Raw genomic sequence first — 23,026 nt, forward strand, 5'->3', positions numbered from 1 at the left:
TTGATATGCGTAGTAGTTTGGGAAGAGTGCGGGGCATGGGCTCTGCTAAGGATGGTACGGGGCATTTTATAAAACAAAGATTCACTGCTATTGCTAATATTCCCTTTATTATTTTTTTTATTGCTTTTTTTATAAAATATGGTGATGCTCCATATGAGCAGATTGTTTCTGTGCTTTCTAATGTGGCCGTAGCATCTATCATGGGATTAGGAACAATTTCGATTTCTGTGCATATGCAACTTGGTATGCAAGTAATAATTGAAGATTATATTCATTATAGACTATTGAAAATAATGTTCCTTTTTATGAATAGTTGTTTTGTTTTATTGCTTATTATTTTTTGTCTGTTCTCTCTCTTAAAAATTGCAATTTTGGGTACTCTATGAAGAATTCTTCTAATCTTAAATCTTCGTATACTTATGTAGATCATTCTTATGATGTTGTCGTTGTTGGCGCCGGAGGAGCGGGCTTGCGCGCTACTTTAGGTATGGCTGAAAAGGGATTTAAGACGGCATGTATTACAAAAGTTTTTCCTACTCGTTCGCATACGGTTGCAGCACAGGGAGGAATTGCGGCTTCGCTTGCCAATATGACACCGGATAGTTGGCAATGGCATCTATATGATACGATAAAAGGCTCTGATTGGCTTGGAGATGTAGATGCGATTCAGTATCTTGCGATGGAAGCGCCGCAGTCTGTTTATGAGTTAGAGCACTATGGTGTACCTTTCTCACGTAATGAAGCAGGGAAGATTTATCAGCGTCCTTTTGGTGGACATATGCAAAACTATGGAGAAGGTCCTCCTGTTCAAAGGACTTGTGCTGCTGCTGATAGAACAGGACATGCTATTTTGCATACACTATATGGCCAAGCGTTAAAAAATAATGCGGAATTTTTTATTGAGTATTTTGCACTTGATCTTATCATTAACTCGGAAGGTTGCTGTGTTGGTGTTGTCGCTTGGCAGCTAGAAACGGGTGAAATTCATCGTTTTTCTGCTAAATTAGTGGTGTTAGCGACAGGTGGGTATGGTCGAGCTTACTTTTCTGCTACATCAGCACATACTTGTACTGGTGATGGTGCTGGTATGGTTGCACGTGCGGGTCTGCCATTACAGGATATGGAATTTGTACAGTTTCATCCAACTGGGATTTATGGCGCAGGGTGTCTTATTACGGAAGGGGCGCGTGGAGAAGGTGGCTATCTTGTTAACTCTAAGGGAGAACGTTTTATGGAGCGTTATGCCCCTTCAGCTAAGGATCTTGCTTCTCGAGACGTTGTTTCTCGTTGTATGATGATGGAAATACGAGAAGGGCGAGGTGTTGGTAAAAGTAAAGATCATATACATTTGTATTTGAATCATCTTGACCCTGCTGTTCTTCAAGAGCGTTTACCAGGCATTTCTGAATCTGCGCGGATTTTTGCTGGTGTTGATGTAACACGCGATCCTATTCCTGTTATTCCTACCGTGCATTACAACATGGGAGGTATTCCGACTAATTATTGGGGAGAGGTATTAGATGCCAATAGTAAGAATCCAGAGCGTTTTGCCCCTGGTTTGATGGCAATTGGTGAGGCTGGCTGTGCTTCGGTTCATGGGGCGAATCGTCTTGGTTCAAATTCATTGATTGATTTAGTAGTTTTTGGTCGAGCTGCTGTTATTCGCGCTTCAGAAATGATTGATAAATCAAGTCCAATTCCTAGCTTAGATATATCTTCCTGTGATCGTATTATGGATCGATTTGATCGCTTGAGACATGCCGATGGTCATGTTCCTACCGCTGCTTTACGAGAGAAAATGCAACGAGCAATGCAATTAGATGCAGGTGTATTTCGTACTCAAGATTCTTTGTCTGATGGATGTCGCAACCTTTCTTGTCTTTGGGATGAAATGGCTGATCTAAAAGTTCATGATCGATCGTTAATCTGGAATTCGGATCTTGTGGAAACTCTTGAATTGCAAAATTTGATGATCAATGCGATTGCTACAGTTTATTCTGCAGAAGCACGCAAAGAAAGCAGGGGATCTCATGCGAGAGAGGATTTTAAAGATGGCGAATTTGGTGGACGTGATGATGTCAATTGGCGCAAACATTCTCTTTGTTGGGTTGATTGGAATACAGGGAAAATAAAGCTTGATTATCGTCCAGTACATACTGAATTGCTTTGTGGTGGAGTCGACTATTCTAAGATAGCTCCTAAAGCACGTGTTTATTAGTATAGGTATTGATCATGGTTGAAATTATGTTGCCAAAGAGATCTCGGGTAAAGCGGGGGAAGATTTGGAATGCTCCTACTGGAGAAAAGAATTTAAAAGAATATCGTATTTATCGATGGAATCCTGATAATAAGGGTAATCCGTGCATGGATACTTATTATGTTGATTTAGATAATTGTGGTCCTATGGTTCTTGATGGGCTTTTGTACATTAAAAATAAGATTGATCCTACTTTGACTTTGCGTCGCTCATGTCGCGAAGGTATTTGTGGCTCTTGTGGGATGAATATAGATGGCACTAATACTTTAGCTTGCGTAAAAGATATGAAGGATATTAAGGGTGCTATCGCGGTATATCCTCTGCCTCACATGTCTGTCATTAAAGATCTTGTGGTAGATATGTCACATTTTTATTCTCAACATCGTTCAATTGAACCATGGCTTAAGACTGTTTCTCCCAAACCTGCTAAGGAATTATTGCAAAGTCATGAGGATAGGCAGAAAATTGATGGTCTTTACGAGTGTGTGATGTGTGCTTGTTGTTCAACGTCTTGTCCAAGTTATTGGTGGAATTCTGATAGATATCTTGGTCCTGCTATATTATTGCAAGCGTATCGTTGGTTAATTGATTCTCGAGATGAATTTCAAGGAGAGCGTCTTGATAATCTCGAAGATCCTTTTCGCTTATATCGTTGTCATACAATTATGAATTGTACTCAAAGTTGTCCTAAAGGTCTTAACCCAGCAAAAGCAATTGCAAAAATTAAAATGATGTTGCTAGATCGTAAAATATAGTTTTTTCTTATTTTTAGAAATATTTCTGGATATATTAGTTATAATAATGATCTCGGGTATGAAGGATATAATAAATGCATTTTTATCGTTTTATTCTCTTAAATCTTTACATGCTCACATTATTTTCACATGGCTGTACACAAATAGATTTCGGAAATATTTTTTTCAAAAAACCAGAGATCTCCCTTCCTCCTTCTGTTGAATCAGAGATTCTTCTTCCGCCTATTCCTGAAGAAGAATTTGATCAGGACGATATTTCTGTGCCTAGTAAGGATAATAATGCCATTAGGATGGGAATAATAGGTGCTTGGAAAGTATCATACCGAGATGTCGACTGTAAGATGATTTTGACATTGACTCGATTTAAAAAGAATTTTCGTGGAACCGCTCGAAGTTGCCATGGTAGGTTAGCATCATTAGCAGCATGGAATATAATAGATGAGGATAGTTTTGAGCTTAAAAATAAATCCGGTCAAACTATCATTGTTTTCTATAAAACTGCGGAACAGTCTTTCGAGGGATCTTTTCAGGGTGAAAGTGATAAAGTTATAATTTCTCGGTAGGACATGAGATGTTTAAAAGGGAAACGTACAATGAATGTAGATCTAATTCGGAAAATCTTTATCTATATGGGACGATTAACGATAATTAAGTTTCATAGTGCAACAGGATTTAAAAATGGTATTCAATTTGGTGATACAACAGAAATAACTAAGTGATTCTTATAGAGCTTTCTTTGTGACTCAATTTTAGAAAGATCTCTCCTAAGATCAGCGCAAGAATTTCGAATATTATCTACAATGCTCTATCTAGTATTACATCATGGTCTAACCTTGACAGTCATGCATGCTGCAAGAGTTCAATTGCTACTAAAATTGACAAATTATGATATTATGTACATCTACATAGGTTTTTTTAATTTTTATCTTAGTTATATGTTCTTGGTTTTGACATAAATTTTGGTAATGGCAGTTATTTTATCTATTTTTTGGGTGTGTATTAGTGTCTCTTGATCTTGTCAGTAGTAGACTCATATCTTTGATTCAGGATAAAAAATTAAAATATAATCCCGCTCAAGAGAGTGTGGTGAAATCCTTTGATCGTCTTCTCGTTGATTTATATAAGCAACAAAAACAGGAACAAGGTATCTTTTCTTGGCTTTGGAATTTAAGGGGCATAAAAAGAAAATATTGTTCTATGCAGGGCATTTATCTCCACGGAGATGTTGGTCAAGGCAAGAGTATGCTCATGAATCTTTTTTTTGCATTAGTTCCTATAGAAAAGAAATGCAGGCTTCATTTTTACGAGTTTATGAAAGATGTTCACAGTCGTATTATCATGTATCGTAAAAAAATTGAATTTGGAGAAATACTAGAATCGGACCCTATTCCATTAGTTGCGAGTTCTATTGCTCTAGAATCCAGAGTTTTATGTTTTGATGAATTTATGATAACCAATATTGCTGATGCAATTATTTTATCTCGATTGTTTGCTGCATTGTTTTCACATGGTTGTATTATAGTAATGACGTCAAATTTTATTCCAGAAAATCTTTATAAAGATGAAATTAATCGCAATGTTCTGGTTTCATTTATAGAACTATTAGAAAAGAAACTTGAAATTATTTCTCTGGATTCAGGTCAAGATTACCGTAGAAAAGAACAATCAATTCTTCCTATTTATATGACTCCACTTAATTCTTATAATAGAGTGCTAATGGATAAATTGTGGGCTCATATAACAAAAGGAAAGAAATCACTTTCTTTGAATATTTCTACAGAAGGAGGATATGAAATTCATGTCCCTTTTTTTTGCAGTAGAGTATCTCGCTTTTCTTTTTTTGATCTTTGTGATAGACCACTATCAGCTAATGATTTTGTAGAAATTGCTAATCGATTTGATGTTGTTATTATAAATGATATTCCCTTATTAAAGGAAGATCGAAAGGATTGGATAAAGCGTTTTATTATGTTGATAGATGTGTTTTATGAGCATAAAATTGGTTTAATTATATCGTCAGAAGAAAATATAGAAGATTTATTCCCTTATAAGTTAAGAAAAGGGGCATTTGAGATTCAAAGAACTGTTTCGCGTTTGTATGAAATGTTCAGCGCGCAATATATCGGTAAGAATAAAATTATAATAGACGCTTGTAAGATTTTGTTATCAAATAAGAGTGTAAATGATTTTTTTAATAATAGTAAATTTCTTATATAGAGAACCAAAGTATGTTACTTGAAGAAAGGATGCGTAATGAAATCAAATAAGATTGCTCTTATAGGGTCTGGTATGATCGGAGGAACACTTGCGCATCTTGCTGTTCTTAAAAAGCTTGGAGATGTTGTTTTACTTGATATAGTAGATGGCATGCCACGTGGAAAAGCGCTTGATATTGCAGAATCTTCTCCAGTTGAAGGTTTTGGCGCACAGTTATGTGGCACCAGTGATTATTCAGATATTGCAGAAGCTGATGTTTGTATTGTAACAGCGGGTATTCCACGCAAGCCATCAATGAGTCGAGATGATTTGCTTGCTGATAACTTGAAGGCTATTGAAAAAGTAGGAGCAGGGATTCGCAAGTATGCCCCTAATTCATTCGTGATTTGTATTACAAATCCTCTTGATGCCATGGTATGGGCTCTGCAGAAATTTTCTGGCTTACCGTCACATATGGTTGTCGGGATGGCTGGTATTTTGGATTCGGCTCGATTTCGTTATTTTTTAGCGCAAGAATTTGGTGTTTCTGTTGAATCTGTAACGGCTCTTGTGTTAGGTAGTCATGGAGATTCAATGGTGCCTATGTTGAGATACGCTACTGTATCTGGTATTCCTGTTTCCGATCTTGTAAAACTTGGTTGGACTACACAAGAAAAAATCGATCAAATTGTGAAGAGAACTCGCGAAGGTGGCGCAGAAATTGTTGGATTACTTAGATCCGGATCTGCGTATTATGCCCCTGCTTCTTCTGCCATAGCCATCGCGGAATCATACTTGAAAAACAAAAAAAATCTACTTCCCTGTGCTGCGCATCTTTCGGGACAATATGGTGTGGAAGGATTTTATGTTGGAGTTCCAGTCGTGATTGGGCATAAAGGAGTAGAAAAGATTGTTGAATTAAATCTTTCTTTTGATGAAAAAGATGCTTTTCAAAAGTCGGTCAAAGCTACTGTTGATTTATGCAATTCTTGTACTAAATTAGTTCCTTCGTTGGTATAAAAGGGAATAGTGTTGTTATGAATATTCATGAGTATCAAGCTAAGGCATTGTTAAGAAAATATAATGTTCCAGTTGCTAAGGGTGTGGTCATTTCGTCTGTTCATGCGGCAGAATCGGCGATTAAAACTCTTCCTGGTCCGTTGTATGTTGTCAAAAGTCAGATTCATGCTGGAGGGCGTGGTAAAGGACGTTTTAAAGAATTACCCGCTGATTCGAAAGGTGGGGTACGTGTCGAAAGCTCTCTTAAATCTGTCATATCTGATATTCGAGAGATTCTCGGTTCTACACTCATAACAAAACAAACTGGACCTACGGGGAGCAGAGTGAATTGTGTATATGTTGAAGATGGTGCTGATATATTAAGAGAACTATATTTATCTCTTTTAGTAGATAGAACATCAGGAATGGTTGCCTTTATTGCCTCTACTCAAGGAGGGATGGATATAGAGGAAGTCGCCAAAGATTACCCTCAGAAGATTTTCAAACTACTTATTGATCCCTTGATAGGGGTGACTTCTGAAGATGTTGCCAGCTTGTGTGATATGCTTGAATTACAAGGGCAAGCTCGTATTGATGGCGGCGATCTTTTTCCTAACCTTTATAAAGCTTTCTGTGATAAAGATATGAGTTTGCTGGAAATTAATCCACTAATTATTATGAAAAACGGTCGGTTAAGAGTATTAGATTCAAAAATATCTTTTGACGACAATGCGTTATATCGCCATCTTGATATTCAAGAATTACGCGATGTTTCAGAAGAAGACAGTAGAGAAATAGAAGCCAAACAACATAATCTTTCTTATATAGCACTTGATGGTAATATCGGTTGTATGGTTAATGGAGCTGGTTTAGCTATGGCTACTATGGACATCATTAAATTATACGGAGGAGCACCTGCTAATTTTCTTGATGTTGGAGGAGGAGCCGATCAAGATAAAGTAGCTGCTGCTTTTAAGATTATCACGTCAGATTCTTCTGTTAAAGGAATATTAATCAATATATTTGGAGGGATTATGAGATGTGATGTGCTAGTAAAAGGTATTTTATCTGCTGTTAAAGAAGTAAAGATCAATATTCCCCTTGTGATGCGTCTTGAAGGGGCCAATGTAGATATTGGAAATCGATTGATTGCGGAAAGTGGTTTGAACGTTATTACTGCAATTGATTTAGATGATGCTGCTCAGAAAATAGTGCATGCAGTGAAAGGAGTTTGAATATTGTGTCTATCCTAGTTGATAAGAATACCAAAGTTCTTGTTCAAGGATTAACGGGTAAGGCTGGAACTTTTCATACGGAACAGGCTATTCTTTATTGTCAAACACAGGTTGTCGGGGGAATACATCCTAAGAAAGGCAGTACTTATTGGACTGGAGGAAATGTTAACGTCCCTGTTTTTACTACTGTCGCAGAAGCAAAAGAGCGTACAGCTGCTAATGCTTCTGTGATATACGTTCCTCCTAGTGGAGCGGGTGATGCTATTATTGAGTCTATTGAGGCAGAAATTCCCTTGATTGTTTGTATTACTGAAGGAATACCAGTTTTGGATATGGTTCGGGTAAAAGCGCGTCTCGAAAAATCTTCTTCTCGCCTTATTGGTCCTAATTGTCCTGGTATTCTGACGCCTGATAGTTGTAAAATAGGAATTATGCCAGGTTCTATTTTTCGCAAGGGGTCAGTTGGTATTCTATCTCGTTCTGGAACTCTTACGTATGAAGCTGTATTCCAAACATCTCAAGAAGGATTAGGGCAAAGTACAGCTGTTGGTATTGGTGGTGATCCTGTTAAAGGGACTGAATTTATTGATGTCCTTGAGTTATTTTTAGCAGATGAAGCAACTGAATCGATTGTTATGGTTGGTGAAATTGGAGGATCTGCAGAAGAGGAGGCTGCCCAGTTTTTGAAAGATGAAGCTAAACGTGGGCGCAAGAAACCAATAGTTGGATTTGTTGCAGGTAAAACGGCACCTCCTGGTCGAACTATGGGGCATGCTGGTGCGGTCATTTCTGGTGGCAAAGGAGGGGCTGAAGATAAAATAAATGCAATGAAAGAAGCTGGTATTTGTATTGCACCTTCTCCCGCACGTATTGGAAGATCCCTCGTAGAACTATTGGGTAGTTTGTAATATTTTGAAATTACATTTTTTTTAGTATAGAATGAATATTAGATCATCAACAACAATGCAGTGACGGAGAGAATGATGTTGCAAGATTTAAATAAGATGTTTTCTCTTTCTTCTTTTCTAGATGGTACTAATTGTTGTTATATTGAAGATCTGTATAAGAGTTATCAAGAGGATCCATCTAGTGTTTGTAAGGATTGGTATCCTCTCTTTTCGTTTCTTGATGAGAATTCTGAAGAGTATGATAATTTAGAAGACGGAATAGCTTCTTTTTTAAAAGAAGAATCTGTTGCGAGTGCCGTTTTTTCGCAGAAGAAGAGCGCTGTGGAGAGTTCTTGTTCTTTAGGCGAAACTCAATCTGTAAAAGATTTTTTTCAAGTCATGAAGATGATAGATGCATATCGTTCTTATGGTCATTTCAAGGCAAATATTGATCCATTAGGATATAATTCTCATCAAAAAGATTTATCAGAGTTGTCTCCTGCTCACTATGGATTTGTTAAAGCTGATTATGATCGTAAGATTTGTATGAAAGGTGTATTGGGTCTTGAGAGTGCTACGATTCCTGAGATTGTAGATGTTCTTTCTCATTTATATTGTTCGAACATAGGCGTGGAATTCATGCATATTGTCGATTCTATAGAGAGGGATTGGGTACGAAATACAATTGAAGATTATGATTTTTCTTCTAATTTTTCCAAAGAAGAACAAAGGGATATATTAGATAAGCTTGTTAGAGCCGAAGGCTTTGAAAAGTTTATTGACATAAAGTATAAAGGAGCAAAGCGTTTTGGTGCCGATGGCTCTGAGGTCATTATTCCGGCTATAGAGGAAATTATTAGACAAGGAGTTCAACAGGGTGTGGATGAGATGATTTTAGGAATGGCTCATCGGGGTCGCTTAAATGTTTTATCTCAGATAATGAATAAGCTCCCGCGCTCTATTTTTTATGAATTTAAAGGAAAAGGTCCTTCAGAAAAAGAATATTCAGGGGATGTAAAGTATCATTTAGGATTATGTTGTAATCGTCAGATTTGCGGAAAAGATGTGAAGTTGTTGCTACAGAGCAATCCTTCGCATCTTGAATTTGTTGACCCTGTGGTGATAGGAAGTGTCCGTGCTAGACAGGACTTAAAAGCTGGTATTGTAGGGGAAAAGAGTATCTCCTTAGTAGAACGCTCTCGAGTATTGCCCCTCATTATTCATGGAGATGCTGCTTTTGCTGGACAAGGTATAGTTTCGGAAACTTTTGGTTTATCTGGTTTGTCGGGATACACAGTTGCAGGCAATATTCATTTGATTATTAATAATCAAATTGGATTTACTACGAATCCTTCTTCAGCTCGTTCTTGTACCTATGCTTCAGATATATCCAAGTCTATTGGTATTCCTATTTTTCACGTTAATGGAGATGATCCAGAAGCTGTGATTCGTGTTGTTAGGATGGCTGTTTCATTCCGGATGAAATTTCACAAATCTGTAGTAATAGATATAGTATGCTATCGCCGTTTTGGACATAATGAAGGAGACGAACCTTCTTTCACGCAGCCTATGATGTATAAAACAATACGTTCACATAAATCGGTATTGCAACTATATGCTGATTCTCTCATGAAAAATCAAGTTATTTCTAAACAAGAGTTGCAGTCTTTAGCCAACAATTGGCATAAATATTTGGAAGCAGAATACAAGGAAAGTGAAAGCTATTGTCCTGAAAAATTAGGATTATTGCATAATGGTGAGAATGAGCGAAAAAATTCTGTATCAAAAGAAATATTGAAAAAAATAGGTTCTAGTATTATTCGTCTTCCAAAGTCTTTTAATACGCATAAAATTGTTGAACGTCTTATGGCAAATCGCCAAAAGATGATTGAGACAGGCAAGGGAATTGATTGGTCTATGGCGGAATCGTTGGCTTTTGGTTCTCTCTGCTATGAAGGTTATAAGGTACGTTTATCGGGGCAAGATTGTGAACGTGGTACTTTTTCTCATCGTCATGCAATTTTATGTGATCAAGAAACAGGCAAACGCTATTTTCCTTTGGGTAATATTTCGAAAGATCAAGGGCATTGTGAGGTTGTTAATTCTTTCCTTTCTGAGCAAGCTGTTTTGGGATTTGAGTATGGTTATTCTTTAAACAATCTTAATGCATTAACTATTTGGGAAGCTCAATTTGGAGATTTTGCTAATGGTGCCCAGGTTATATTAGATCAGTTTATCACCGCTGGAGAGCAGAAATGGCTGTGCACTTCTAATCTTGTGTGCTTGTTGCCACATGGATATGAGGGACAGGGACCAGAGCATTCGTCTGCTCGACTTGAAAGGTTTTTGCAAATGTGTGCGGAAAATAACATGTACGTTGCTAACTGTACGTCTCCCGCCAATTACTTTCATATTCTGCGGCGTCAAATTTATGATCGTTCTTCTAGGCCATTAATCATGATGGCTCCAAAGTCCTTGTTGAGACATAAAAGGGTTGTTTCTTCTCTTTCAGATATGACATGTGGGAGCGTTTTCCAAGCGGTGTTATCAGATGACGCTGAATATCATGGAAAAACTTCTGTGAAACTTAAGGAAGATTCGCATATTCGTCGGGTTATCCTCTGCACAGGAAAAGTCTACTATGATCTTTTAGATAATCGCGATATGCGTAATATTGCTGATATCTATCTGTTGCGTATTGAACAATTATATCCTTTCCCAGAAGATTATCTAATAAAAGTTCTTTCGCGTTTTGTTCAAGCCGAGATCGTTTGGTGTCAAGAGGAACCTCAAAATATGGGAGCATGGACTTTTATTGAACCTTATTTAGAAAAAGTATTGCATTCTATTGGCGCAGATTATTCTCGTGTTCGTTATGTTGGACGTTTACCTTCCGCATCTACGGCCGTGGGTCATATGTCTCGACATCTAGAACAATTATCTTCTTTTATTGAGGATGCTCTTAAATAAAGATTAACGATGTTGACCGGTATTATTAATAATACCGGTATTTTGGAAGAGAAAGTTAGAAGTATGGCTACGAAAATTCTAGTGCCCTCTCTGGGCGAATCTGTCAATGAAGCAACGGTTGGCACTTGGCTTAAAGAAATTGGTGAATCAGTTGAAATCGGTGAAATTTTAGTAGAACTCGAAACCGATAAGGTGACCGTTGAAGTGCCTTCTCCTGTCTCGGGAAAATTGCACGAGATGTCTGTTGCAAAAGGCGATACAGTTACTTATGGGGGATTTTTAGGATATATTGTAGAAATTGCAAGAGATGAAGATGAATCTATAAAGCAAAATTCTCCTAATTCTACTGCCAATGGTTTACCTGAAATAACTGATCAAGGTTTTCAAATGCCACACTCCCCATCTGCTTCTAAATTAATAGCAGAATCCGGTTTATCTCCTTCTGATATTAAGGGAACGGGCAAAAGAGGGCAGATATTGAAATCTGATGTTATGGCAGCAATTTCTCGTTCCGAATCTTCTGTTGATCAATCAACCGTTGACTCTCATAAAAAAGGTGTTTTTTCGAGAATTATTAATAGTGCCTCTAATATTTTTGAAAAATCAAGCGTTTCCGAAGAATTATCTGAAGAGCGTGTCAAAATGTCTCGTTTGCGTCAAACTGTTGCTAAACGATTAAAAGATGCTCAAAATACTGCAGCTATTTTGAGTACGTATAATGAAGTCAATATGTCTCGTATTATTTCTATCCGATCTCGTTATAAAGATATTTTTGAGAAAAAGCATGGGATTAAGCTAGGTTTTATGGGCTTTTTTACCAAAGCAGCAAGTCACGTTCTGCAAGAAATTAAAGGTGTCAATGCAGAAATTGATGGCGATCATATTGTTTATAAAAATTACTGCCATATTGGAGTGGCAGTGGGCACAGATAAAGGTCTTGTAGTACCGGTTATACGTCATGCGGATAAAATGAATATTGTGGAGATTGAAAGAGAGATTGCGCGTCTTGGTCGAGAAGCTCGTGCAGGACATCTTTCTATGCGTGATTTGCAAAATGGTACATTTACTATATCTAATGGTGGAGTCTATGGTTCTCTTTTATCTTCTCCAATATTAAATCCGCCACAATCGGGTATTCTGGGTATGCATAAAATTCAGGAAAGACCAATAGTAGAGGATGGACAAATCGTGATTCGTCCTATGATGTATCTCGCTTTATCATATGATCATCGTATAGTCGATGGAAAAGAGGCTGTAACATTTTTGGTTCGTTTGAAAGAATTGCTTGAAGATCCTGAACGTTTTATATTGGACTTATAGACCTTAAAGTATTAGTGTTTATCTTCTTTGATGATGGATTTAGGATATGCTGTTGGTTTTAAAGACAGTAGGGGCAGTCGTTTGTCCATAGAAGTTAAAAATAGAAACATGTGTTTATTGATTTAATTATTTGATTTCTTGATGGATTGGAGAAAATAATTCATTTAAAACGGGAAAAATAATGGTTTATGATGTTGCTGTTGTGGGTGGTGGTCCAGCTGGTTATGCTTGTGCAATAAAAGCTGCTCAGTTAAAAAATAAAGTCGCTATAATTGAAAAAGAAAAGACTTATGGTGGAACTTGTTTAAATATAGGGTGTATTCCTTCCAAGGCTTTGTTACATGCTTCGGAAATGTATAGTCATATTGCTAAAGAAGCGGGAGATTTAGGGATAAATATTGCATCTTGTCATTTGGATTTGAAAAAGATGATGTCTTACAAGAAATCTATTGTCGAATCCAATACTCAAGGGATAAATTTTCTCCTAAAGAAAAATAAAATTATTACATATCATGGATCAGCAAGGATTGTATCCAATAATAAAATACTGGTCAAAGGAAGTTCTTCAGAAGAAACAATAGAAGCGAAGAATATAGTCATTGCCACTGGATCAGAGGCATCTGGCTTGCCGGGTATGTCAATTGATTTTGATGAGCAAGTCATCGTATCTTCTACGGGTGCATTGTCATTTTCTTCCGTTCCAAAAAATTTACTGGTCATTGGCGCTGGAGTCATCGGCTTAGAATTGGGTTCCGTTTGGACGCGACTTGGTTCTTGTGTAAAGATTATTGAGCATTCTGGCACTATTTTAAATGGAATGGACAAAGAAATAGCAGCACATTGTCTTAAAATTATGTCCAAACAGGGAATGAATTTTCAGTTGAACTCAAAAGTTTCTTCTGTCAAAAAGGTGAAGGGAAAAGCGCAGGTAGTCTATCGATCTACTGATGACGAGCCTATAAATATTGAAGCTGATGCCGTTTTGGTTGCTGCAGGACGTAGGCCGTATACGAAAGGTTTAGGTCTTGAAGAAATAGGTATTAATATTGATCATCGGGGATGCATTGAAATAGGAGGGCAATTTCAAACATCTATTTCGACTATTTATGCTATTGGAGATGTTGTCCGTGGACCAATGTTAGCTCATAAAGCAGAGGATGAAGGTATTGCGGTAGCTGAAATTATTTCTGGTCAAAAAGGGCATGTTAATTACGGGATTATCCCAAGTGTTGTGTATACTCATCCTGAAGTTGCTTCAATAGGAAAAACCGAAGAACAATTGAAGTGTGAAAAAAAATCTTATAAAGTAGGGAAGTTTCCGTTTAGTGCTAATGGTAGAGCACGTTCTATGAATTCCATCGATGGTTTTGTAAAAATATTGGCGAATGAGAAAAGTGATCGCGTAGAAGGTGTGCATATTATAGGTGGTAGTGCTGGAGAAATGATTCACGAAGCGGCAGTTTTGATGGAATTTGGAGGATCTTCAGAGGATCTGGCTCGCATTTGTCATGCGCATCCAACAATGTCAGAAGCCGTGAGAGAGGCGGCATTATCTTGTTTTGATCAACCAATTCATATGTAATACTATCGCTGGAAGTAAGGGTGATACTACCTTTGTTTTTATCAATCAAGAGAGAAGAGAAATAAGATGGACGCTCTTCAAATGAAGAGAAATGCTGCTCGTCGAGCAATTCAGTATGTTGTTGACGGGATGACTTTGGGAATGGGGACAGGGAGTACTGCCAAAGAGTTTATGATTTTGCTCGCTGACAAGATTGCGAATGGCTTTCGTGTTCAGGTTATACCATCTTCGCGAAATACAGAAAATTTCTGTAAAATCCATCATATTCCTTTGCATTCGCCAGAGGATGTTTCGTCTGTTGATTTAAGTATAGATGGATTTGATGAGATAGATTCTCGGTTGCGCCTTATTAAAGGATATGGAGGGGCTCTTCTCCGTGAAAAGATTATTGCACACGCTGCTTCTCGTTTTATTGTCATCGGGGATGAAAGTAAAAGAGTTGATTTTTTAGGAAGGGGCATGCTCCCAATAGAAATTGACCAATTTGGTGTGAACAAGACGCTTTCTGCGCTCAAAGAGGTTGCATCTTGTTTTGGTTTAAATGAAGAACTCCGTCTACGGCGAAATGGATCTGGCTTATTTGTCAGTGATGGAGGAAATTATATTGTTGATGCTTTTTTTGGATTTATTCCAGATCCTCAAATTATTTCAGGAGAGCTATGTAATATACCAGGAGTTATAGAGCATGGTTTGTTTATTAATATGGTAGACTGTGCAATTATTGGAACATCTGATGGAGAATGTTTAGTCTTACAAAAATAAAACATAATGATGCGATGGACAGGATCTTGTAGCATACTCAAGTGAGTTTTATTCGAAAATTATGTTATTTTTTTTCTGTTGTTGATTTCTAGGAGATTGATTCAGGATACTTGTTGGCTGTTATGAGTCTATATGAACTTTTATAGTAAAATTTAGGATATCATTTTTCTGTAAAAATACTTTTTTATTTTTCATGAAGTATAATCAAACTTGTAGTCTTTAATCGAGATAGCGTTTGTGGGAGTAGTTTTTCATTCCATTATTTATCTTTGCATATGTATTGTGACTATCATAAGTTTGATCTTTAATTCTGACATGATATCCTAAAGGAATTGGAGACGTGAGATATGCGTTATGAATATGATCTTGTTGTGATCGGAGCCGGATCTTCTGGAGTACGTTCTGCTCGTTTAGCAGCTCAACTTGGGAAAAAGGTAGCTATTTGCGAAGAGTATCGTGTTGGTGGCACTTGCGTTATTAGAGGTTGTATTCCTAAAAAACTGATGTTTTATGCATCACAATATTCCGAATACTTCGAGGATTCGCAAGGTTTTGGCTGGAGTGTTGATCATAAAAGTTTTGATTGGCAATCACTTATTACAGCACAAAACAAAGAACTATCCCGTCTTGAATCGTTTTATCATAATCGTTTGGAATCTGCAGGAGTAGAAATATTTGCAAGTAAGGGCATTCTTTCTTCTCCTCATTCTGTATACATCGCCAATCTAAATCGCACTATTACATCTCGATATATTGTCGTTTCCACTGGCGGATCTCCTAATCGTATGGATTTCAAAGGTTCTGATTTATGTATAACATCAGATGAAATTTTTTCTTTGAAGAGTTTACCTCAATCTACTTTAATTATAGGCGGAGGATACATTGCTGTTGAATTTGCTGGTATTTTAAATTCTTTAGGATCAAAAACGACTTTAGTGACGCGTGGCAATAGCATTCTTTCCAAATTTGATTCAGATATTCGTCAAGGATTAACGGATGTCATGATTTCTAGAGGTATGCAAGTATTTCATAATGATACAATTGAAAGTGTAGTTAGTGAATCAGGCCAATTAAAAAGTATTTTAAAATCTGGAAAAATTGTAAAGACAGATCAAGTAATACTTGCAGTAGGTCGTACTCCTCGGACTACGGGTATAGGTCTTGAAAAAGTAGGGGTGAAGATGGATGAAAACGGTTTCATTATCACCGATTGCTATTCGCGTACGAATGTTCAGTCTATTTTTTCTCTAGGTGATATTAGTGGTCACATACAATTAACACCTGTTGCCATTCATGCTGCGGCTTGTTTTGTTGAGACAGTGTTTAAAGATAATCCCACAATTCCAGACTATGACTTGGTTCCCACTGCGGTTTTTTCTAAACCTGAAATTGCTTCTGTTGGATTAACAGAAGAAGAAGCCGTACAAAAATTTTGTAGATTAGAAATATATAAGACAAAATTTTTCCCGATGAAATGTTTTCTTTCGAAACGTTTCGAACATACGATAATGAAGATTATTGTCCATGCGGATAATCATAAAGTTTTAGGAGTGCATATCCTAGGGCATGAAGCAAGTGAAATAATCCAAGTATTAGGCGTTTGTTTGAAAGCTGGATGCGTAAAAAAAGATTTTGATCGTTGCATGGCGGTGCATCCAACTTCTTCAGAAGAATTAGTTACAATGTATAATCCACAATATTTGATTGAAAACGGTATTAAGCAAGTTCTTTAAGCAGCAATACAGATTATTTTTTTAGTGAGGAACATATATTTTTCATAATATACTTGTTTCTAACTAATTTAGTGTATTCATCGTATACAACTATAGATTTTTTTATTATCATATGATACGTTACACAGTTGTATTTCTCAACTAATGAGGGGAAGAATTGTGTGTATTATAAACAGAATAATATCATTTGTGAAAAGGATGATAGGCATGAACGGTGATGATAAACATAATAAAATACCAGTTCCTAACGCTCTTATTAAAATGCTCAAGGAGTTCGAGGGCCTTAGACTAACAGCTTATCGTGATATCGGAGGTGGTGCTTGGACAATTGGCTATGGGCATACTGGCTCAGATGTTACAGAGGGTATGACGATTACAGAAAAAGAAGCAGAAGATTTTTTGCTGAAAGATGCGAGTAAGTCTCTTAATTTACTTTTAGAGTCATCTCCGGCTTTAAAGTCAACTAGTGAAAATCGCTTGGTCGCAGTAGCTGATTTCGTGTTTAATCTTGGTATCGGAAATTATAATAAAAGCACTTTTAAACAACGTGTTGATGCTCAAGATTGGGAAAAAGCCGCTGAGGAATGTAAAAAATGGACTAAGGCGGGTGGAAAGGTTTTGCCGGGCCTTGTAAAAAGGCGTGATGCAGAGGTTAAGTTATTGTTAGAAAGTTGATTTTATTATTATTCTAATTGAGAAGAGGATTGTAGATATGAACGGTAGTAGTAAAATTCTTAATGCTTTAATTGAAATAACTAAGAGATACGAAGGACTTAAACTGACAGCTTATCGTGATCCTGGGGGCACTTGGACAATTGGTTATGGACATAGTGGCTCATGTTAGAGAGGATATGACGATTACAGCAAAAGAAGCAGAGGACTTGTTGCTAAGTGATCTGCGTAGTCACTTGGATTTGCTTTTAGATGCATCTCCGACTTTAAAGTCAGCTAGTGAAAATCGCTTGGTCGCAGTAGCTGATTTCGTGTTTAATCTTGGTATCGGAAATTATAATAAAAGCACTTTTAAACAACGTGTTGATGCTCAAGATTGGGAAAAAGCCGCTGAGGAATGTAAAAAATGGACTAAGGCGGGTGGACAGTCTTTACGAGGTATTGAAAATAGACGTGCAGAAGGAGCTACAATGTTGCTAAACGGTTGATTTTTATAAGCGTTATCCCAAGAAGGGATCGCGCTTCTTGCGTTACATATCGTATCTTAATTATATTTTCCATCAAAAGTTGTAGTTGATCATTGATGATAATTTTTCCTTTTGTTTGATTAAAAAAATAAGCCATACCCGAATATATATAGTCTATCAAGCAAGGTTTGTTATTGGGCAAGTGATAAATTTAAGAATAAAATAAGCTTTTAATTTTTTAACTTATTGATGCAGTCAATAATTGAGTATATAACTCTGGTATTACAGGAATCAGTGTGTTTGCTGATTCGGTGCGATGGCTTTTTCCTTCGAGTCAATTTTCAAACGAAGTATAGGTGTTGTAGTGGTAGCGGTACGAGAAACAGTAGATAAAGTACGCAAGATTGATGTTGATCAATATAAATATGGTTTTGAGACTAATATCCAAGTTGATAAAGCTCCTAAAGGTTTGAACGAGGATATTATTCGCTTTATCTCTGCGAAGAAAAATGAGCCAGACTGGATGTTGGAATGGAGATTATTGGCATATCGCCGTTGGTTGACAATGAAAGATCCTTCTTGGGCTCGCATTCGTTATCCTGCCATTGATTTTGATGACTTGTATTATTATGCAGCTCCTAAAAGTATTGTGGGTCCTCAATCCCTTGATGACGTTGATCCAGAATTACTTAGAACATATGAAAAATTAGGTATTCCAATACGTGAACAAGAGATTTTAGCTGGCGTCCAAACTTCTAAAGTGGCTGTTGATGCTGTTTTTGACTCTGTATCGGTTGTGACCACTTTTAAGGAAGAGTTGAAAAAATCAGGTGTGATTTTTATGCCGATTTCAGAGGCAATTTGCGAACATCCTGATCTCGTGAAAAAGTATTTAAGTACAGTTGTTCCAGTAGGCGATAATTTTTATGCTGCTTTAAATTCAGCGGTTTTTACCGATGGTTCTTTTGTCTATATTCCGAAAGGAGTGAGGTGTCCTATGGAGCTCTCCACATACTTTCGCATTAATGAAAAAGGGACAGGTCAGTTTGAACGAACTTTGATTATTGCCGATGAAGGTTCTTATGTCTCTTATCTAGAGGGGTGTACAGCACCACAGCGTGATGAAAACCAGTTGCATGCCGCTGTTGTTGAATTAGTTGCGCTTGATAACGCTGAAATAAAATATTCTACCGTGCAAAATTGGTATCCCGGAGATTCGCAGGGTAAGGGTGGGATCTATAATTTTGTGACTAAACGCGGAGATTGTCGTGGTATGAGATCTAAAATATCTTGGACTCAACTGGAAACTGGTTCGGCTATTACGTGGAAATATCCTTCGTGTCTTTTACGTGGTGAACAATCTTGTGGAGAATTTTATTCAATTGCGATTTCTAATGGTTTTCAACAAATAGATAGTGGAACTAAGATGTTGCATCTTGCTAAAAACACAACAAGTCGGATTGTTTCTAAAGGAATTTCAGCTGGATTTTCTAATAATACATATCGCGGAAAAGTATCAGTGCATCGTGGTGCCGCGCATTCGCGTAATTTTACACAGTGTGATAGTCTCTTAATCGGCAATAATTGTGGTGCTCATACAATCCCTTATATTGAATCGAAAAATTCTTCTTGTAATTTAGAACATGAAGCGACAACTTCAAAGATATCTGATGAGCACTTATTTTATTGTCTCCAACGCGGTATTCCTGAAGAAGCAGCAATAGCATTAATTGTCAATGGATTTGTAAGAGAAGTATTGCAAAAGTTACCTATGGAATTTGCTGTAGAAGCACAGAAATTAATTGATATTTCTCTAGAAGGATCCGTTGGATAAGACAAGGATTGTATGTAATCTTTGGTATTTTATATAGTAGTAATTGAGTAAAGCGGAAGAAAATATGCTTGAAATAAAGAACCTTCGTGCAAAAATTGTGGACACGGATACAGAAATTATCCGAGGACTGAATTTAAAAGTAGAACCCAGCGAAGTGGTAGCTATAATGGGTCCTAATGGATCTGGTAAATCGACGCTATCATATCTTTTGTCGGGACATAAAGACTATGAAATAACAGCTGGAGATATTCTTTATAAAGGCGAGAGTATCTTGGATTGGAGTATTGTAGAAAGGGCATCTAAAGGAATTTTCCTTGCTTTCCAATACCCTGTAGAAATACCTGGTATTATCATGATGCAATTTCTAAAAATTGCTTTGAATGAACAGCGTAAAGCTCGCAATGAAAAAGAGCTTTTAATTCCAGATTTTACCCGTAAAGTGCGAAAGATTACAGCCGAATTAGGGATAAACATGGATATGTTAAAACGCCCGCTGAATTTAGGCTTTTCTGGAGGTGAGAAAAAGATAGCTGAAATTTTGCAGATGCGTCTTTTAGAGCCGAGTTTGTGTATTCTCGATGAAACCGATTCAGGACTTGATATTGATGCTTTGAAAATTGCTGCTCAGGGAGTCAACGCTCTACGTTCGCAGGATCGTTCTTTTTTGATTATTACACATTATCAGCGTCTTTTAAATTATATCAAGCCAGATACTATTCATGTCCTACATAATGGAAAAATTATTAAAACAGGAGATTATAGTATTGCCCTTGATCTTGAAGAAAATGGTTATGCTGAATTAATAAAAGAATAGGTTTGATTATAAATATCAAAAGGTAAAATATGGGTAATTTAACAGCGGTAGAGACTATGTTGCTCCAATCTTGTGATGAGGCTTGTCAAAAATATTATCGAAACCAATCAGTTGTTGCTTTTCGGAGGCGCTTGTTGTGTGATTTTCGTACTCAAGGCCTCTTACCGACACGAAAAATTGAAAATTGGCACTATACAGATTTAAAAAATATTTTGAAAGTACTCCCTACTAACAAGAATAGTATTGCAACATTGCAAAAAAAATATAAGCCTCTCGTGGCAGATAGTATTCAATTATCGATTTCTCAGCAACCATCCTCAAGTATTTTAAAAGAAAAGAATATCGAGGTTTTACCTTTTTCTCACATAGAGAATACGGATGAAAATTCTTATTGTTTAGAGCCGTTAAGTGAACATGATACCATTGGATATATCAATGGGATTTTGAGTAATGATGGGTATAAGGTTGTTATTCCTGATGAGTGTCAATTAAATGTTCCTTTGGAATTGCAGGCTATACAGTGTGGTGGACAGATGCATCTGCGTTATCCTATTAGCTTCGGGATGAATTCTCGAACCACTGTTGTTGAACGGTACACAACTCTAACGAATGATAATTCGTTCGTATCGTCTATTGCAGATATAAAGGTAGGTGAAGGTGCCGATATTACCTGGGTTATTGTATTAGATCAAGGTATAGAAGATACGCATCTAGGACAGCTACGTGTCATTCTGGAAAAAAAATCTTCGTTGAAAGTTTTTGTGCTGAATATAGGGCAAGGTCTTTCTAGAAGAGAATTATCGATAGATGTTAAAGGAGAAGAATCGCAATTTATGTTGCGGGGGATTAATCTACTCAGTGGTAAAGCACATAGTGATTTATCAATGTTTTTACGTCATAAAGTACCCAATACTTGCTCTACTTCTGTAATTCGTAATATTGTTTTAGAAAAATCCACCGGTGTGTTTCAAGGAGCAGTGCATGTATCATCGGAAGCTCAGGGTAGTAATGCTCGTATGACTGCCAATACTCTTTTGTTTTCTAATGAAGGAAGTTTTTATGTAAAGCCAGAATTGGAGATTTTTGCAGATGATGTGCAATGTGGTCATGGTGCAACGATTTCTGATATTAATCCTGAGCACTTATATTATTTGATGGCGCGTGGTATTTCTAAAAATCAAGCATGTAGCATGCTCTCGCATGCTTTTATGTCTGAAATTGTAGAAGATCTTAATGATCAAGTGTTGCAGTTTTCTATAGAAGAGATTTTATCTTCTTGGCTAAAAAATAATTCTGCTAATATGGTTATGGTATGACTTTTGATATCAATTCTATTAGAAAAGATTTTCCTATATTAGGTCGTGATATCAGAAAAAAGCCGTTGATATACTTTGATAATGCTGCTTCTGCTCAAAAACCTCGGGATGTTATCGATTCTATCATGTGTACTTATAGTCATGAGTATGCAAATATACATCGTGGATTGCATTATATGGCGAATGCGGTGACAGATAAATATGAGAAAGCACGGGATAAAGTTCGTCGTTTTATCAATGCTTCTTCTGTAAAGGAAATTATTTTTACACGTTCTGCTACTGAATCAATAAATCTTGTTTCGTATGGATGGGGTGCTCGACATATTTCTACTGGAGATGAAATAGTTTTATCCGTAATGGAGCATCATTCTAATATCATTCCTTGGTATTTTTTGCGTCAACGTCGTGGTGCATCTCTTGTATGGGTTCCTATTGATAATCAAGGGTTTTTCCATATTGATGAATTTAAAAATCGTTTAACAGAACGCACTAAACTCATTGCCATTACTCACATGTCAAATGTATTAGGAACCGTGATTCCCATAAAAGAAATTTGTCGTATTGCACATGAGCGTAATATTCCTGTTTTGGTTGATGGAAGTCAGGGATCCGTCCATAATTTTGTTGATGTTCAAGACATTGATTGTGATTGGTACATCATAACAGGACATAAACTTTACGGCCCTTCTGGTATAGGAGGATTATATAGTAAGGAATCTCGTCTTAATGAAATGGATCCTTTTATGGGTGGCAGTGAAATGATTGCTGATGTTACGCAAGACATGGTAACTTATGCTGATCTACCGTATCGATTTGAGCCAGGAACTCCTCCAATCTCTCAAGCAATTGCATTAGGAGTCGCATTGGATTACGTAGAAAAAATAGATCGAAAATCTATTTTTTCATATGAAAGAGAACTAGCACGATATGTCAGATCCCGTTTAAAAGAAGTGAGGGGTATGCAATTAGTGAATGAATCATTAGAAGATTCTCCTATTATATCATTTCGATTAGGCAATATTCATCCCTATGATCTTGCATTGTTTTTAGATGGCGAAGGCATCGCTATTCGTGCGGGGACACATTGTGCTAATCCTTTGCTAAAATTTTTGGGAATAGATTCTCTTTGTCGTGCCTCACTTGCAATGTATAATACTTATGAAGAAGCTGATAAGTTCATTGAAACTTTAAAAAAATCAATTCAGTTCTTTCAATAATTTTTGGCGC

The 23,026-nt window shown here is 36.9% G+C and carries 20 protein-coding genes; all 20 read left to right on the forward strand.

Going from position 1 to position 23,026, the window contains the following annotated elements; translation table 11 throughout:
* Positions 1–5 precede the first annotated feature (5 nt).
* A complete protein-coding gene (gene sdhD / locus CD16_RS04685) occupies positions 6–386 on the forward strand; it encodes a succinate dehydrogenase, hydrophobic membrane anchor protein (RefSeq protein WP_031935048.1) in 381 nt (126 codons plus the stop codon).
* The gene (gene sdhA / locus CD16_RS04690; protein WP_015452874.1) at positions 383–2,218 is read left to right on the forward strand and encodes a succinate dehydrogenase flavoprotein subunit; all 1,836 of its coding nucleotides are present in this window, start codon (positions 383–385) and stop codon (positions 2,216–2,218) included. Before sdhD ends, sdhA begins: the two co-directional genes overlap by 4 nt.
* Before the next feature lie 14 nt (positions 2,219–2,232).
* Positions 2,233–3,012, forward strand: a complete 780-nt coding sequence (locus tag CD16_RS04695) for a succinate dehydrogenase iron-sulfur subunit (protein WP_015452875.1) — start codon at positions 2,233–2,235, stop codon at positions 3,010–3,012.
* 74 nt (positions 3,013–3,086) lie between these two features.
* Complete coding sequence (locus CD16_RS04700; protein ID WP_015452876.1) at positions 3,087–3,575, forward strand: AprI/Inh family metalloprotease inhibitor; 489 nt, start codon at positions 3,087–3,089, stop codon at positions 3,573–3,575.
* A 439-nt stretch (positions 3,576–4,014) separates the two neighbouring features.
* A complete protein-coding gene (gene zapE / locus CD16_RS04705; RefSeq protein WP_015452878.1) occupies positions 4,015–5,229 on the forward strand; it encodes a cell division protein ZapE in 1,215 nt (404 codons plus the stop codon).
* A 36-nt stretch (positions 5,230–5,265) separates the two neighbouring features.
* Positions 5,266–6,228 carry a malate dehydrogenase gene (mdh, locus tag CD16_RS04710; RefSeq protein ID WP_015452879.1) on the forward strand — a complete coding sequence of 321 codons (963 nt, stop codon included), beginning with the start codon at positions 5,266–5,268 and terminating at the stop codon, positions 6,226–6,228.
* Positions 6,229–6,245: 17 nt separating this feature from the next.
* A complete protein-coding gene (sucC, locus tag CD16_RS04715) occupies positions 6,246–7,442 on the forward strand; it encodes an ADP-forming succinate--CoA ligase subunit beta (protein ID WP_015452880.1) in 1,197 nt (398 codons plus the stop codon).
* A 5-nt stretch (positions 7,443–7,447) separates the two neighbouring features.
* Positions 7,448–8,350 (forward strand): succinate--CoA ligase subunit alpha, encoded by a 903-nt coding sequence (sucD, locus tag CD16_RS04720; protein WP_015452881.1) that lies wholly within the window; start codon positions 7,448–7,450, stop codon positions 8,348–8,350.
* Positions 8,351–8,422: 72 nt separating this feature from the next.
* On the forward strand, positions 8,423–11,299 hold the full coding sequence (locus tag CD16_RS04725) for a 2-oxoglutarate dehydrogenase E1 component (RefSeq protein ID WP_040055329.1): 2,877 nt from the start codon (positions 8,423–8,425) through the stop codon (positions 11,297–11,299).
* A 63-nt stretch (positions 11,300–11,362) separates the two neighbouring features.
* Complete coding sequence (gene odhB / locus CD16_RS04730; RefSeq protein WP_171816671.1) at positions 11,363–12,619, forward strand: 2-oxoglutarate dehydrogenase complex dihydrolipoyllysine-residue succinyltransferase; 1,257 nt, start codon at positions 11,363–11,365, stop codon at positions 12,617–12,619.
* A 181-nt stretch (positions 12,620–12,800) separates the two neighbouring features.
* Positions 12,801–14,201 (forward strand): dihydrolipoyl dehydrogenase, encoded by a 1,401-nt coding sequence (lpdA, locus tag CD16_RS04735; protein WP_015452884.1) that lies wholly within the window; start codon positions 12,801–12,803, stop codon positions 14,199–14,201.
* Positions 14,202–14,267: 66 nt separating this feature from the next.
* Positions 14,268–14,963: a ribose-5-phosphate isomerase RpiA gene (gene rpiA, locus CD16_RS04740; RefSeq protein WP_015452885.1), complete on the forward strand. Its 696-nt coding sequence runs from the start codon at positions 14,268–14,270 to the stop codon at positions 14,961–14,963.
* Positions 14,964–15,310: 347 nt separating this feature from the next.
* On the forward strand, positions 15,311–16,696 hold the full coding sequence (gene gorA, locus CD16_RS04745) for a glutathione-disulfide reductase (RefSeq protein WP_015452886.1): 1,386 nt from the start codon (positions 15,311–15,313) through the stop codon (positions 16,694–16,696).
* 207 nt (positions 16,697–16,903) lie between these two features.
* Positions 16,904–17,371, forward strand: coding sequence for a lysozyme (locus CD16_RS04750; RefSeq protein WP_246711307.1), 468 nt, complete (start codon positions 16,904–16,906; stop codon positions 17,369–17,371).
* 37 nt (positions 17,372–17,408) lie between these two features.
* Complete coding sequence (locus tag CD16_RS05895) at positions 17,409–17,540, forward strand: glycoside hydrolase family protein (RefSeq protein ID WP_015824967.1); 132 nt, start codon at positions 17,409–17,411, stop codon at positions 17,538–17,540.
* Between the two features lie 7 nt (positions 17,541–17,547).
* Positions 17,548–17,856, forward strand: coding sequence for a lysozyme (locus CD16_RS04755; protein WP_015824968.1), 309 nt, complete (start codon positions 17,548–17,550; stop codon positions 17,854–17,856).
* 343 nt (positions 17,857–18,199) lie between these two features.
* Complete coding sequence (sufB, locus tag CD16_RS04760; RefSeq protein WP_015452890.1) at positions 18,200–19,669, forward strand: Fe-S cluster assembly protein SufB; 1,470 nt, start codon at positions 18,200–18,202, stop codon at positions 19,667–19,669.
* Between the two features lie 64 nt (positions 19,670–19,733).
* Positions 19,734–20,483 (forward strand): Fe-S cluster assembly ATPase SufC, encoded by a 750-nt coding sequence (gene sufC, locus CD16_RS04765; protein ID WP_015452891.1) that lies wholly within the window; start codon positions 19,734–19,736, stop codon positions 20,481–20,483.
* A gap of 29 nt (positions 20,484–20,512) precedes the next feature.
* Positions 20,513–21,799, forward strand: coding sequence for a Fe-S cluster assembly protein SufD (sufD, locus tag CD16_RS04770; protein ID WP_015452892.1), 1,287 nt, complete (start codon positions 20,513–20,515; stop codon positions 21,797–21,799).
* Positions 21,796–23,016, forward strand: a complete 1,221-nt coding sequence (locus tag CD16_RS04775) for an aminotransferase class V-fold PLP-dependent enzyme (RefSeq protein WP_015452893.1) — start codon at positions 21,796–21,798, stop codon at positions 23,014–23,016. Before sufD ends, CD16_RS04775 begins: the two co-directional genes overlap by 4 nt.
* The last annotated feature ends 10 nt before the right edge of the window (positions 23,017–23,026 follow it).

Origin of the sequence: Candidatus Liberibacter asiaticus (assembly GCF_000590865.3) — a bacterium.
GTDB classification, from domain to species: Bacteria; Pseudomonadota; Alphaproteobacteria; order Rhizobiales; family Rhizobiaceae; genus Liberibacter; species Liberibacter asiaticus.